This window comes from Aquirufa nivalisilvae (assembly GCF_003143535.1).
Classification (GTDB): Bacteria; Bacteroidota; Bacteroidia; order Cytophagales; family Spirosomataceae; genus Aquirufa; species Aquirufa nivalisilvae.
The window spans coordinates 2,098,226-2,111,852 of record NZ_CP029346.1 but is presented as its reverse complement, the minus strand read 5'-3'; the positions used below and the strand labels follow the sequence as shown (position 1 = coordinate 2,111,852).

14 protein-coding genes and 1 riboswitch are annotated in these 13,627 nt (G+C 39.3%); of the genes, 12 read left to right on the top strand and 2 right to left on the bottom strand.

What is annotated here, in order from left to right:
• Nucleotides 1-2 precede the first annotated feature (2 nt).
• The gene (gene atpG / locus HME7025_RS09330) at nucleotides 3-884 is read right to left on the bottom strand and encodes an ATP synthase F1 subunit gamma (protein WP_109323375.1); all 882 of its coding nucleotides are present in this window, start codon (nucleotides 882-884) and stop codon (nucleotides 3-5) included.
• A gap of 14 nt (nucleotides 885-898) precedes the next feature.
• A complete protein-coding gene (gene atpA / locus HME7025_RS09325) occupies nucleotides 899-2,479 on the bottom strand; it encodes a F0F1 ATP synthase subunit alpha (protein ID WP_109323374.1) in 1,581 nt (526 codons plus the stop codon).
• A gap of 240 nt (nucleotides 2,480-2,719) precedes the next feature.
• Between atpA and HME7025_RS09320 the strand changes: the two genes are divergently transcribed.
• From HME7025_RS09320 to HME7025_RS09265, 12 genes are all read left to right on the top strand, one after another.
• Nucleotides 2,720-3,496, top strand: a complete 777-nt coding sequence (locus tag HME7025_RS09320; RefSeq protein ID WP_109323373.1) for an FKBP-type peptidyl-prolyl cis-trans isomerase — start codon at nucleotides 2,720-2,722, stop codon at nucleotides 3,494-3,496.
• Nucleotides 3,497-3,514: 18 nt separating this feature from the next.
• Nucleotides 3,515-5,644 carry a carboxy terminal-processing peptidase gene (locus tag HME7025_RS09315; protein ID WP_109323372.1) on the top strand — a complete coding sequence of 710 codons (2,130 nt, stop codon included), beginning with the start codon at nucleotides 3,515-3,517 and terminating at the stop codon, nucleotides 5,642-5,644.
• Nucleotides 5,644-6,444: an inositol monophosphatase family protein gene (locus HME7025_RS09310; RefSeq protein WP_109323371.1), complete on the top strand. Its 801-nt coding sequence runs from the start codon at nucleotides 5,644-5,646 to the stop codon at nucleotides 6,442-6,444. Before HME7025_RS09315 ends, HME7025_RS09310 begins: the two co-directional genes overlap by 1 nt.
• A gap of 7 nt (nucleotides 6,445-6,451) precedes the next feature.
• Nucleotides 6,452-6,604, top strand: a complete 153-nt coding sequence (locus tag HME7025_RS09305; protein WP_109325080.1) for a FeoB-associated Cys-rich membrane protein — start codon at nucleotides 6,452-6,454, stop codon at nucleotides 6,602-6,604.
• 3 nt (nucleotides 6,605-6,607) lie between these two features.
• The gene (locus HME7025_RS09300) at nucleotides 6,608-8,365 is read left to right on the top strand and encodes an ABC transporter ATP-binding protein (RefSeq protein WP_109323370.1); all 1,758 of its coding nucleotides are present in this window, start codon (nucleotides 6,608-6,610) and stop codon (nucleotides 8,363-8,365) included.
• Between the two features lie 39 nt (nucleotides 8,366-8,404).
• Nucleotides 8,405-9,295, top strand: coding sequence for an outer membrane protein assembly factor BamD (locus HME7025_RS09295; protein ID WP_109323369.1), 891 nt, complete (start codon nucleotides 8,405-8,407; stop codon nucleotides 9,293-9,295).
• A 56-nt stretch (nucleotides 9,296-9,351) separates the two neighbouring features.
• Nucleotides 9,352-9,669, top strand: coding sequence for a DNA-directed RNA polymerase subunit omega (locus tag HME7025_RS09290; RefSeq protein WP_109325079.1), 318 nt, complete (start codon nucleotides 9,352-9,354; stop codon nucleotides 9,667-9,669).
• A 24-nt stretch (nucleotides 9,670-9,693) separates the two neighbouring features.
• Nucleotides 9,694-10,602: a type IX secretion system protein PorD gene (gene porD, locus HME7025_RS09285; RefSeq protein WP_109323368.1), complete on the top strand. Its 909-nt coding sequence runs from the start codon at nucleotides 9,694-9,696 to the stop codon at nucleotides 10,600-10,602.
• 151 nt (nucleotides 10,603-10,753) lie between these two features.
• Nucleotides 10,754-10,844: riboswitch (TPP riboswitch) on the top strand.
• 66 nt (nucleotides 10,845-10,910) lie between these two features.
• Nucleotides 10,911-11,633, top strand: coding sequence for a class I SAM-dependent methyltransferase (locus HME7025_RS09280; protein WP_109323367.1), 723 nt, complete (start codon nucleotides 10,911-10,913; stop codon nucleotides 11,631-11,633).
• Entirely contained in the window at nucleotides 11,633-12,688 is a 1,056-nt protein-coding gene (locus HME7025_RS09275) for an AIR synthase-related protein (protein ID WP_109323366.1), read from the top strand. Before HME7025_RS09280 ends, HME7025_RS09275 begins: the two co-directional genes overlap by 1 nt.
• Nucleotides 12,685-13,311, top strand: a complete 627-nt coding sequence (locus tag HME7025_RS09270; protein ID WP_109323365.1) for a thiamine phosphate synthase — start codon at nucleotides 12,685-12,687, stop codon at nucleotides 13,309-13,311. The genes HME7025_RS09275 and HME7025_RS09270 overlap by 4 nt, the downstream gene beginning before the upstream one ends.
• 3 nt (nucleotides 13,312-13,314) lie before the next feature.
• Nucleotides 13,315-13,569, top strand: coding sequence for a Trm112 family protein (locus HME7025_RS09265; RefSeq protein ID WP_109323364.1), 255 nt, complete (start codon nucleotides 13,315-13,317; stop codon nucleotides 13,567-13,569).
• The last annotated feature ends 58 nt before the right edge of the window (nucleotides 13,570-13,627 follow it).

Sequence of the window (13,627 nt, the reverse complement as noted above, 5' to 3'; positions counted from 1 at the left end):
ATCTAAGCAGATAAAGCCTCAGCACCACCTACGATCTCAAGGATTTCGTTGGTAATAGCGGCTTGACGTGAACGGTTATACTCTAATTTCAAAGCTTTGATCAATTCACCAGCATTGTCTGTTGCCTTATCCATGGCTGTCATACGAGCACCGTGCTCAGAAGCATTGGATTCTAATAAAGCGCGGAAGATGGACAATTTGATGGATTTTGGAATCAATTCATTGATGATTTCTGCTTCTGATGGTTCAAAAATATAATCCACAGCAGAAGGTTTCACCTCACCAGTATTGCTTTCTTGCAAAGGCAATAATTGTTCAGTACGAATGATTTGAGTGGCTACGTTTTTGAATTCGTTGAAAACGATTTCTACTACGTCGTATTGTTTCTCAGCAAAGCCATTCAATACTTCTTCACCAATTAAACGGGCATTGCCAAAATTCAATTTGGTATAAATATCTTGGTGATCGGCGTTTAGCTTGTAGCCTCTACGACCCAAATATTCACCCCCTTTTTTACCTAATGGCATCACCGTTACATGACCTGCTTGATGCAAAGCCGCATATTTTTGTTGAATTAAAGCAATGGTTGCTTTACCAATGTTCGCATTAAAAGCACCACACAAACCACGGTCAGAAGTTACCACCAAAATCAATACGTTTTTAATTTCACGTACTTCAGTGAATGGATTTTCTTTCCCTGCATCCGTACGTCCTGATACTGTCGCAATCATTTCTGATAACTTCTTCGAATAAGGGCGCATTTGGACAATGGCATCAGTGGCACGACGCAACTTCGCTGCCGAAACCATTTTCATGGCTTTGGTGATTTGTTGCGTCGAATTAACTGAAACGATTCTATTTCTTACTTCTTTTAAGGAAGCCATACGATTCTAATTTTTTAAACTGCGTATTTAGCTGCTACTTCATTTCCTACACGCTTTAGTGTAGCTGTCAAGGTATCATCAAATTTACCTGCTCCTAAAGCATCTAAAGTTGCTTTTTCAGTGGCACGTAATACTTGGATGAAATCTTTTTCAAATTCACGTACTTTCTCTACTGGTACTTTATCCAAGTTACCTGTAGTAGCCAAGTAAATCATCGCTACTTGATCTTCTACACGTTGTGGAGAGAATTGAGGTTGTTTCAACATCTCTAAGTTACGACGACCACGGTCAATCGTTAATTTAGTAGAAGCATCCAAATCAGAACCGAACTTAGCGAAAGCTTCCAATTCACGGAATTGAGCTTGATCTAATTTCAAGGTACCTGCTACTTTCTTCATCGACTTAATCTGTGCGTTACCACCTACACGTGATACCGAGATACCTACGTTAATCGCTGGACGAATACCTGCGTTGAATAAGTTAGACTCCAAGAAGATCTGACCGTCAGTAATGGAAATTACGTTGGTAGGGATATAAGCAGAAACGTCACCCGCTTGTGTTTCAATGATTGGAAGAGCTGTTAAGCTACCACCACCTTTTACCAAGTGCTTGATAGAATCTGGTAAGTCGTTCATCGACTGAGCAATAGCATCTGAAGCATTCACTTTAGCAGCACGCTCCAATAAACGCGAGTGAAGATAGAATACGTCACCTGGATATGCTTCACGTCCTGGTGGGCGACGAAGTAATAGGGACACTTCACGGTAAGCTACGGCTTGCTTAGAAAGGTCATCATAAACAACCAAAGCAGCACGACCTGTATCACGGAAGAATTCACCAATCGCTGCACCAGTAAATGGAGCGTAGAATTGCATCGGAGCTGGATCAGCCGCACTCGCCGAAACGATTACCGTATACTCCATAGCACCTGCTTTACGCAATGTTTGCTCTACTTGTTTGATGGTAGAAGCTTTCTGACCGATGGCTACATAGATACAGAAAACTGGCTCTCCTTTATCGTAAAATTCTTTTTGATTAATAATCGTATCGATACAAACAGCTGTTTTACCTGTTTGACGGTCACCAATAACTAACTCACGCTGACCACGTCCTACTGGAATCATGGCATCGATTGCTTTGATACCTGTTTGAAGAGGCTCAGTTACGGGTTGACGGAAAATTACCCCTGGTGCTTTACGCTCCAATGGCATTTCATATAAGTCTCCAGTGATAGGACCATTTCCGTCGATAGGCTCACCTAAGGTGTTTACTACACGACCTAAAATGCCATCACCCACTTTAACCGAAGCAATTAACTTGGTTCTCTTTACGGTATCGCCCTCTTTTACCAAAGTGGATTCGCCTAATAATACGGCTCCCACGTTGTCTTCTTCTAGGTTCAATGCCAATGCTTTAAGTCCGTTTTCAAAAACGATCAACTCACCTGCTTGTACATTGGATAACCCGTAAATACGAGCTACACCATCACCCACTTGGAGTACGGTACCTACTTCTTCTAATTCTGCTTGGGTCTTAGCCTGAGATAATTGCTCCCTAAGGATGGCTGAAACTTCGTCTGGTCTTACTGATGCCATGTTAAAATGGAGTTTTCTGGGATGTTAAATACTTATTTTGAACTAAATTTTCGGGTGCAAAATTAGTTATGAAATTTCAATATTCCCATAACTATTGCAAAAAATGTATGAATTCATAAGACTTTTTTTAGATACTAGCCGTTAGGTCAATATCAGTTCCGTTAAATGGCGTTAAAATAATTGAGAAAGAGCCATTTTTCTGTATCTTAGAGGCTTTGTTTGACTATATTAATAAATTCTATGAAATTTCCATTGATTCGATTAACTACTATTCTTTCACTAACTGTTCTATCTTTTTTCACTTTTGCTCAGACAAAACCTGCTGCCAAAGCGAAAGTAGCAACTAAATCTGCTGCTCCAGCTTCTAAAGCAAAAGCAACTCCTCATGCAGGGGCGCATTTTGCCAGCACCATTGATTCCGTTTCATACGCCGTTGGAGTTTTAGTAGCTCAAAATTTCAAATCACAAAATGTGGTTTTGGATCCTGAAACCGTAGCCAAAGGTTTTGCTGCAGCTACACAAGGTAACACTTTAAGCCTCAGCGAACAAGAATGCCAAAAAGTAGTGAATAATTTCATGATGCGAAATCAGGAAAAACAAATGGCAGAAGGCGCCAAGCAATATTTACCAAATAAAGAAGCTGGAGAAAAGTTTTTAGCTGAAAATAAAAAGAAAGCAGGCGTTCTAGTAACACCTAGCGGATTGCAATATCAAATCATCAAAGCGGGAGATGGTCCCAAGCCTACTTCATCCGACAAGGTTAAAACACATTATCATGGAACTCTGATTGATGGAACCGTGTTTGATTCATCTGTGGATCGTGGAGAACCAATTTCTTTCCCTGTATCAGGTGTTATTCCTGGTTGGGTAGAAGCATTGCAGATGATGCCAGTAGGTTCCAAATGGAAATTGTACATTCCTCAAGAATTAGCATACGGTATCCGAGGTGGTGGAGCAGCCATCAAACCTTACTCTGCTTTAATATTTGAAGTTGAATTGATTGCTATCGAAAAATAACATAACGCACCTCGGTATATGAAAAAGATACTGCCCATTTTAATCCCTCTATCACTTTTGGTGGTATTGTTTTTGCACGGCAAAAATCAAACGTCCTTCCCTTCAACTAAATCGGTTGTTTACCAAGAAGGTGATTTACAACCCACAGAAACCCAGCGCAAAGTAGAGCGATTGGTCTTTGGTATCTTAAGTAATTACCATTACCGTAAAATTCCAGTAAACGACTCGCTGTCGTCCAAAATCTACGATGCCTATTTGAAAGAATTAGACCCTAACAAAGTTTTCTTCCTAGCGTCTGATATTGATGAATTGGAGAAATACCGTTTGACCATCGACGATCAGTTGAACGATGGTGATTTGACTTCAGCATTTGCCATTTACAATCGTTACCAGCAGCGCATGAAGGAGCGGTATGCTTATATTGATCAAATCTTACAGAAAATACCTGATTTTACAGTGGATGAAACGTATCAGCCAGGTAGAGAAAAAGTCAAATATGCGGCTTCTAAGGAAGAGCTCAATGACTTTTGGCGTAAAGATGTGAAAAGACAATTGTTGGATTGGAGAATATCAGGAAAAGCAGATACTACAGCCTTGCGTGAGCTGAAAGAGCGTTATAAGCGTTCCGAAAAATACTTGGCTCGTACTCGTTCAGAGGATGTGTTCCAAGTTTTCATGAATGCTTACACCGAAAGCATTGATCCGCATACTTCTTATATGATTCCGCGGACAGCACAGGCATTCAATACCGACATGGCACAAAGCTTTGAAGGCATAGGTGCTACACTTCGTTTGGAAGGAGATTATGTGACTATTCAAGATTTGATTCCAGGAGGTCCTGCTTTCAGAAGCAAACAAATCAATCCCAAAGACCGCATCATTGGTGTGGCTCAAGGAGACGATGGCAGTTATGTGGATGTGATTGGTTGGTTTACTGACGATGCGGTTAAGTTAATCCGTGGGCCGAAAAATACGGTGGTTCGTTTGAAATTATTGCCTGCGGGTGCTGGTACTGGTTCTCCAGGAACAGAAGTGCGTTTGGTCCGCGAGAAAATCAAGTTAGAAGAGCAAACGGCCAAAAAAGAAATTTTGACCTACAACCAAGGGGATAAGAAAATCAAATTAGGTTTAATTACTATCCCAATGTTCTACCGTGATTTTGAAGGGGCTCGTAAAAGGGAATCGGATTTCAAATCCACTTCGGCTGATGTGAAGAAATTTTTGACAGAGTTTAAGACCGAAGGTGTAGATGGGTTAATCATTGACCTGCGTAATAATGGAGGAGGTTCTTTGATTGAAGCAGTGGATTTAACAGGTTTATTCATTCCTAAAGGTCCTGTGGTGCAAAGAAAACAATCCGACGGTAAGATTACTCAGGAAGTAGATAGAGATCCAGAGCAATTTTATGATGGCCCCATGGCGGTGTTGATTAACCGTTTCTCTGCATCCGCATCTGAGATTTTTGCGGCAGCTATTCAAGATTATAAGAGAGGTATTATAGTAGGAGAACAATCTTATGGGAAAGGTACCGTACAGTCAGTGGTAGATTTAGATAATTACATGAATAATGAGAAGGAGCCAGTAGGTCAACTGAAAATTACCTTGGAGAAATTCTATCGTATTAACGGTAGCTCTACTCAGCACAAAGGAGTAAGTCCTGACTTTGCTTTGCCTTCGGCATTTTCAGCAGAAGAGTTCGGGGAAAGTTCTCAACCGAGTGCATTGCCATGGGATATGATCTCTCCAACCAACTATCAAATTACTTCTAATATCAATCCAGGATTGATTAATAAAATGCAGACGAGCTTCCAAGCACGTTTGAAATCGAAACCAGATTTGATCAAATTGAAAGATGATTTTGAGCGTTGGAAGAAAATTAAGGAATTGAATTCTATTTCCTTACAAATCGACAAGCGTAAGAAGGAGTTGGATGATCAAAAGAAAAAGCCAGACGAGTCGCAAGCTGTGATGGATAATATTGCAGGTTCAGCAGCTGATACTCCTGAAGGAGATAAAGATAAAAAAGCATCCACAGCAGACAAGCATGCAAAAGATGTGTATTTAAAAGAAACACAACAACTATTGGCAGACTGGGTGTTAGGTCCATTACCTACCAAAGTAGCGGCCAAGCCTTCTGCAAAGAAATAATGGCTGATTTAGAGAAAATATTAGAACAATCCTTACCTCTGGTTCGAGAAGTTGGCCAATGGATACAATCCATGGTGAATCAAATTGCGATTGAACAAATACAATATAAGGGCAAAAACGACCTGGTCTCTTTTGTCGATCAGACTGCTGAAGTTCGCTTGAAAGAAGGTCTTGCTGCTATTTTTTCCGAGGCGGGTTTTATTGCGGAGGAATCTGCGTCCGATTTTTCAGAAGTAGGAGATGGCTATTATTGGGTGATCGATCCTTTGGATGGAACTACCAATTTCTTGCATCAATTGCCTATTTATGCGGTTTCCGTCGGTTTGATTTATCAGAAACAACCAGTGTTAGGCATGATTTATGAGCCTAATCGGGATGAGTTATTTTATGCCGTTCAAGGAGCTGGTGCACATATGAATGGTTTGCCTATTCAGGTTTCCTCTCAGCCAACCTTGGAAAAGAGTTTGTTAGCCACGGGTTTTCCATATCATGATTTTTCTTACCAAGACAAGTATTTGACATTATTAAAGGAACTCATGCAGAAAAGTCATGGTTTACGTAGAATGGGTGCTGCGGCCATTGACCTAGCCTACACTGCCTGCGGTCGATTTGAAGGCTTCTTTGAAGCTAATTTGAAACCTTGGGATGTAGCAGCTGGTAAAATCATCATTGAAGAAGCAGGAGGGAAGGTAACCAACTTTACGGGTGGCCCTGATGTGGTATTTACGGGTCAAATTATTGGAGCAGGGGCTATTTTTGAAGAATTTTTAGGAACTTTGCAAATGCATTGGGAAAACTAATATGCTCATGGAAACGATCATTATCAGTCTTATATTTATTGGAGCACTATTTTATTTGGGGAGATTGGTCTATCGGATGTTTTTTTCCAAACAAGTTGGTTGCGCTAAAGGTTGCGGAACTTGTTCAGCCATGCCTACGGAAACCAATAATCCCGTTTAAGCTTTGAAAGAGACGTCCAGCGGTAAAATAGTCGACTTACACATCATTCGCAGAATTTATGGGTTTATACTACCTTATAAATTCCGTTTTTGGTTGTTGGTATTTCTGATTCTTTGCATGGCAAGTGTTTCTCCAGTCGTTCCATTACTGATTCGTTACACACTTGACCATTATGTGGATGTGGCACGCATCCAAGATTTATTGCGCATGTTTTTCATCATGCTGGGAGTGTTATTTCTACAAACAGGTTTACAGTTTTCCACCAGTTATTTAGCTGGTTATTTGGGTCAAACTGTGATTCGAGACATTCGAGTGACCCTTTATCAAAAAATCATCAACCTACGTTTGGCCTTCTTCGACGCTACGCCCATTGGACGCTTAGTCACTAGGACCGTTTCAGATATAGAAACCTTGAACGATGTGTTTTCTGAAGGTTTAGCTTCCATTGCAGGTGATTTGTTGCAATTGTTTTTAATTGTGGGCGTCATGTTTTATACAGATTGGCGTTTGACCTTAATCATTTTGGCAACGGTACCTTTCATGGTTTTGTCGACTTACATTTTCAAAGAACATATTAAAAAATCCTTCAATGAGGTTCGTTTAGCTGTTGCTAACTTGAATTCATTTGTCCAAGAGCATATTTCGGGGATGATGATTGTGCAACTATTTCATGCCGAAAAAAGGGAAATGCTTAAGTTTCAGGAAATTAATAAGGAGCATCGCGATGCGAATATTAAAAGTATTTGGGCTTATTCCGTTTATTTCCCAGTTGCGGATGTGATTGCTGCAGTAGGTACGGGTTTAGTCGTTTGGATGGCCTCAACCTATATTTTGAAAGAACAGCAAAGTGTAGGTACTTTGACGGCCTTCATCATGTTTATCAACTTGTTTTTTAGACCCATTCGAATGCTGGCAGATCGTTTCAATACCTTACAAATGGGTATTGTTTCTACAGAGAGAATTTTGACACTTTTGGATTCAACCGATTATATTCAAAATAATGGGACGCATTTGGCCGATAAGTTGGAAGGAAATGTAGCATTCAAAGATGTGACATTTGCTTATAATGAGCCAGAATGGGTAGTCCGACATGTGAGTTTTGACGTGGAGGCAGGAAAGACTTTAGCGATTGTGGGTGCAACAGGTGCAGGTAAATCTTCTATCATAGGATTATTAAGTAGAATGTACGATTGTCAATCTGGCCAAATACTGATTGATGGAATTGCTTTGACCGATTATGAAATTGGAAGTTTGCGTAAAAACATAGCAGTAGTGTTACAAGACGTGTTTTTGTTCAGTTCTACAATTGCATACAATATCAATTTGGGAGATGAATCCATCACTCAAGAAAAGATGGAGGAGGCCGCCAAGGCAGTGGGAGTGCATGATTTTATCATGTCTCTGCCAGATGGTTATCAGTATCAAGTGATGGAAAGAGGGGCTACCTTGAGTGTGGGCCAGCGACAATTGATTTCATTCGTGCGTGCATTGGTGCATGATCCCAAGATTATTATTTTAGATGAGGCCACCTCATCTGTTGATACTGAAACGGAATTGATGATTCAGGAAGCTATAGCTACTTTAATGAAAGGCCGAACGGCCGTCGTGATTGCTCATCGTTTATCTACTATCCGACATGCCCACCAGATTTTGGTGATGGAAAAAGGAGAGATTAAAGAGCGGGGAAACCACGATAATTTAATTAAAAAAGATGGTTTGTATGCTCAATTATATCATTTACAATTTAGTAAAGCAGTTTAATTCGGACGTACAAACAATTATGATTATCTTTGCGCTCTTATGAAGTTGAAAAATTTAGGATTGATTCTTTTGGTGGCCGTGATAGGCTTAAGTTCTTGTGGGAAATTTGAGAAATTCCGTAAGAGTGCCAGCGTGCCTACCAAGTATAAGGCAGCCATTGATTATTACAAAAAGAAAGATTTCGCCAAAGCGGGAATACTTTTTGATGAGATTCTACCCTTGTTGAAAGGAGATTCTACTCAAGAATTAGCTACTTTTTATCAAGCTTATTGCGATTTTAATACAGGTAATTATACATTGGCCAATTCTCATTTTAAGAAATTTGCAGAGGTTTTCTCCAGAAGTGAATATGCAGAAGAGGCCATCTATATGTCGGCATTTGCTTTGTATAAAGATTCTCCTAACTACAATTTGGATCAAACAGGGACTTTGTCTGCCATCAACGAGATTCAGAGTTATTTAAATAACTATCCAGATACGAAGTTTAAAGAAGAGTGTAGTAATATCATTCGGGAATTACGTAAGAAATTAGAACGTAAAGCCTATGAAAAAGCGAGGTTGTATTATAAAACGTCTCCTTTTAATATTGCTACATTGAAGTCGTCCGTGATAGAAATCACCAATTTTCAACGTGATTTTCCAGATTCAGATTATAATGAGGAAATGGCTTATTTGAAGGTTTTATCTCAATTTGAGTTGGCGAATAGCACCATTGAGATGAAACAAAAAGAACGTTATACTGACGCCTCCAAGTTTTATTTGGAGTTGGTAGATAAATATCCCAACAGCAATTATTTAAAATTAGCTGAGAAGATGTACACAAAAAGTGTCGAGGAGGTAGCTCGTATCACTAAGTTGGAAGATGAGTACAAGGCAGCAGTGGAAAAAGAGAAGGCAAAAACCTCCAAATTGGCCACCAGTCCTCAATAGTTTTTACCAAAAATTTAGTCTAAATTTGCAATCTTAAATTTATAGAGATGTCTAAGATCCAAACAAACCCATCGATCATCACCCGTGATGTAGATAAAATTGCCGAAAAGACGGGAAATGTATATGAATCAATTTCCATTATTTCGCAAAGAGCGCGTCAAATCTCTAGTAAGATGAAGGAAGAATTATCTGGTAAACTTTCTGAGTTTGCATCTTCAGTAGATAATTTAGAAGAGATATTTGAGAACCGCGAGCAAATTGAAATTTCAAAATACTACGAGCGTATGCCTAAGCCATCGGCTTTAGCTATCGACGACTTTATGGCTGATAAAGTTGATTTTCGTATCCGTGAAGAAGGTACAGACGAAAAATAATTTTATTTCGTTTGATTTCTAACCATGAAATCTACTCCCTTTTTTCTGAGCTTAATCTTGTTGCTAACTTCCTGGGGACTTCGTGCCCAGGAGTTACAGGCAACGGTGACCATCAATACAGAGCAATTACAGCTCGATCAGCAGCGAGGAAGCAATCAAATCTATCCAGAATTACAAAGGACTATGCAAGACTTCCTGAATGGAAGACGTTGGTCCAATGATAATTTTGCTCCTGAAGAAAAAATCAAAGTCAACATCAATTTGCTTTTGACGAAAGCCACTTCTCAAGGTGACTTTGAAGCAAATGCCCGTGTGCAAGTTTTGCGACCAGTCTTTGGGACTTCCTATGAGACAATCGTCTTGAATATCATTGATAAGAACTTTAATTTCAAGTATTTATTAGGCATGCCATTGACCTACAATGACAATTCTTACATTGAGAATTTAGGTGCTATGTTAGCCTATTACGCGTATTTGGCCTGTGCATATCAATATGATTCTTTTGGTAAAATGGGAGGCGATGTATTTACGCAGAGGTTATTTAACCTGACTAATTTGGCTCAGACATCTGGCACAGGCTGGGGTATAGTTAGCGACGTGCGCAGTCGGGTAGCCATTTCAGAGAGTTTAATGAATCAGCAATTACAAGGTATCCGTGAGGTGAATTATACGTATCATCGATTATTGTTGGATACTTACAAAGATCAGCCAGATGAGACTCGTAAAGGTATCTTGGAGTTGTTGAATCAAATCAGACAAATTAATCAAATTCGCCCAGGTGCGGCCAGTATACGCATTTTCTTTGATGCCAAGGCTGATGAAATCTTCTCCATCATGGATGAAGCAAGTCCTAGCGAGCGCCAACAGGCCTTTGCCTACCTAAGTTTATTGGATCCCATCCGTACGGAGACGTATAGAAAGTTGATTAGGTAGCAATTTTTCATTTCAAAGAATTTCTTCGTTTAACCAGTTATGCAAATTCCTTGGGGAGGAGATTTGTCAAATCTTCAAGATTTGACAAATCTAAGGATCATTTATTTTAACTCAAGACAACATTTGATGAATTAATTGATATATTTGAGTGTAATAAAGCACGGGGTGCCTGGACAAGGCTGAGATGATACCCGAGACCTGATTTGGATAATGCCAACGTAGGGATGCCTTTGAAGATTTTTATTTCAAGCTCCATCCATTGGTATATACAATAGGGTGGAGCTTTTGATTTTTATACATAAATCAAGATGGAAATAGAAAAGTTTTCAACCGACTTAATTCCCTTAAGTCAACAAAATTGGCAAAACAGGCCAGAGTGGTTTTTTAATCGCGAACATACGGATAGCTATGAACAATGGTATGAAGGACGTTATAAGCGAGCCGAGATTTGGCAAAAAAAAGTCATGGAACAACTCGTTTCCAGTGATAAACGAGTTAAAACATTATTGGAATTCGGTTGCGGAACAGCTCGATTTACCCGTTGGTGGAAAGAGATTGGGATTGAAGCCACCGGTGGGGATATTTCCCCTTTAATGCTATCGCAGGCTAAGCATTTGTTTGGAGGAGATTTAGTGATGGCAGATTCCCATTACTTGCCTTTTAAGAATCATACTTTCGATTCACTGGCTTTTATTACCACATTCGAATATTATAAAGATCCCGTAAAAGTAATCCGCGAAGCTGCTCGAGTAGCCAAGTATGGTGTTGCCATGGGAATGATGAATCGAAATTCGACCAAAGTTGTCAGACGTCGAGTTCAAGAACTCTTTGGTCAAAATCCATTTTATTTAACAGCTACCTTTTATACACCAGCTAGATTGACCGAAATTATACATGAAGCCTTAGCTGGTAGAGAATATACGATTCATTGGACTTGTACTGGGCTTCCTTCATGGTTTCCTTTACAACAGTGGAGTTTACCTTTTGGTGATTTCTTTGGTTTATATATTCAATTGAAGGACGTAGAATAATGAGCGAGAAACTAGGTAAGCTAGAACATCATTTATTTGAACAAATAATTTTCAATAAATGTGGGTATCCTCGAAATGAAGTAAGGGCAGGAGCACAGTTTGGTGTTGATGTGTCCATGATTGATTTGCCAGGAGATATGGCTTTAGCACTCACGAGTGACCCATTATCATTAATTCCATCTTTGGGTTTACAAGAATCTGCCTGGCTTTCTGTTCATTTAATGGCGAATGATATGGCTACTACGGGATTTGCTCCCATGTACGGTCAATTTGTCCTAAATCTTCCTTCTACATTTTCTAAAAGCGATTTTCAAATCTATTGGGATTACATCCATCAATTTTGCTCAGATATTAAGATTGCTATTACAGGAGGACATACTGGTTTTATCGAAGGGCAAAACTCGACCATAGCAGGAGGTGGAACTTTACTTACTGTGGCGCCCAAAAGTAAATTGCGCCTGTCAAAACAGGCAAAATCAGGAAATGTATTGTTGGTGACTAAATCCTGTGCGATATCTTCTAGTGCCATTCTTGCTATGAGTTTTCCTCAAACAGTCAAGAATCATGTGGGGAACGAAATCCATCTTTTGGCATGCGAATCATTTTATCAAACCTCATCCTTGTCTGATGCTTTATGTGCTGTAGGTGAAAACCAAGAGTTTATGGAAGTGACAGCCATGCATGATGTTACGGAAGGTGGGGTAATAGGGGCAATTTATGAAATGGCTATGGCATCAGGTAATGGTGCAATCATTCGTTATCATCAATTACCAATTCATGAAGTTCAAGCCAGTGTTTGCCAAGTATTTGATTTAGATCCTCGCTATTGCATTGGTGCAGGATCAATGCTTATTGCCTGTGAAAAAGAATCATCCAATCAAGTAATTGCACGATTGGCACAAAGTAATATACCCTGCGTCGAAGTTGGAGAGCTATGTTCTCAGGAACAAGGAATTACTCTACTGGAAAACGACGAAAGTAAAGTGGTAACCTATACGGAGACAGATCCTTACTGGGCAGCATATTTTAAAGCATTTAATGCAGCCTGGAAATGAGAAAAGAAATGCTAGGAGGAATTTACTTGATATTGGATATAACAATGGACAAGGTAGAATTATTGAATAAGCTAAATGAGATTATTCAAGAAGAAATCGCCGCTGTGCAGATTTGGGATAATTTTCAGCTAGACGATACGAAACTGGAGTTGATTCAAGAAATCATTCAAATGTGTCATCAGAATGGTATCCCTGTACTAATCAATAATCAGTGGGAATTATTGGGATTAACACAGTTAGATGGGGTACATTGGGATAAGATACCCGCAGATATTCAAAAGATTCAACAAGCTTGTTCTCAGGATATATTATGGGGAATTACCAGCAATAATGATTTGTCGGTGGTTCAAGAGGCGAAGAAAAATGGATTTGATTATATTTCATTTTGTTCCATGTTTCCATCATCTACAGCCAATAGTTGTGATTTAGTACGCTTCGATGTTGTTCAAGCAGCAAGTGAAATGACTTCTATTCCTATTTATTTGGCAGGAGGGATTAAACCTGAAAATTTGGATTTATTGAATGAATTACCCTACACAGGGATTGCTCTTGTTTCAGGAATCATGAGTTCAGATCAGCCGCGAGAGGCTATAAAAAAATACCAACTGAATATTAAAAAATAAACGATGAAATTAGAAACTATTAATAAGCTTTGTTGTCCATTTGATCAGGAAGATTTACAATTGACAATTATTACAAAAGATATTCAAGAGAATATCGTTGAGGGAGTATTAGTTTGTTCTTCCTGCAAGCGGGTTTACCCAATTGTATCAGGTATTCCAATTATGAGTCCTGATGAATACCGCGAATTCAAATTGGAACAACCCTTATTGGAACGTTTGACAAAAGAAAAAGTTTCGGATAACTTTCGATTGATGTAAGCGTCGACTTATACTTGAAATGCTGTTTCCGATAGATTTTTCAAATAGGTTTTTCAGT

Coding starts and splice junctions, on each gene's coding strand:
- atpG (WP_109323375.1), bottom strand. CDS start 884: ATGGCTTCCTTAAAAGAAGTAAGAAATAGAATCGTTTCAGTTAATTCG.
- atpA (WP_109323374.1), bottom strand. CDS start 2,479: ATGGCATCAGTAAGACCAGACGAAGTTTCAGCCATCCTTAGGGAGCAA.
- HME7025_RS09320 (WP_109323373.1), top strand. CDS start 2,720: ATGAAATTTCCATTGATTCGATTAACTACTATTCTTTCACTAACTGTT.
- HME7025_RS09315 (WP_109323372.1), top strand. CDS start 3,515: ATGAAAAAGATACTGCCCATTTTAATCCCTCTATCACTTTTGGTGGTA.
- HME7025_RS09310 (WP_109323371.1), top strand. CDS start 5,644: ATGGCTGATTTAGAGAAAATATTAGAACAATCCTTACCTCTGGTTCGA.
- HME7025_RS09305 (WP_109325080.1), top strand. CDS start 6,452: ATGGAAACGATCATTATCAGTCTTATATTTATTGGAGCACTATTTTAT.
- HME7025_RS09295 (WP_109323369.1), top strand. CDS start 8,405: ATGAAGTTGAAAAATTTAGGATTGATTCTTTTGGTGGCCGTGATAGGC.
- porD (WP_109323368.1), top strand. CDS start 9,694: ATGAAATCTACTCCCTTTTTTCTGAGCTTAATCTTGTTGCTAACTTCC.
- HME7025_RS09280 (WP_109323367.1), top strand. CDS start 10,911: ATGGAAATAGAAAAGTTTTCAACCGACTTAATTCCCTTAAGTCAACAA.
- HME7025_RS09275 (WP_109323366.1), top strand. CDS start 11,633: ATGAGCGAGAAACTAGGTAAGCTAGAACATCATTTATTTGAACAAATA.
- HME7025_RS09270 (WP_109323365.1), top strand. CDS start 12,685: ATGAGAAAAGAAATGCTAGGAGGAATTTACTTGATATTGGATATAACA.
- HME7025_RS09265 (WP_109323364.1), top strand. CDS start 13,315: ATGAAATTAGAAACTATTAATAAGCTTTGTTGTCCATTTGATCAGGAA.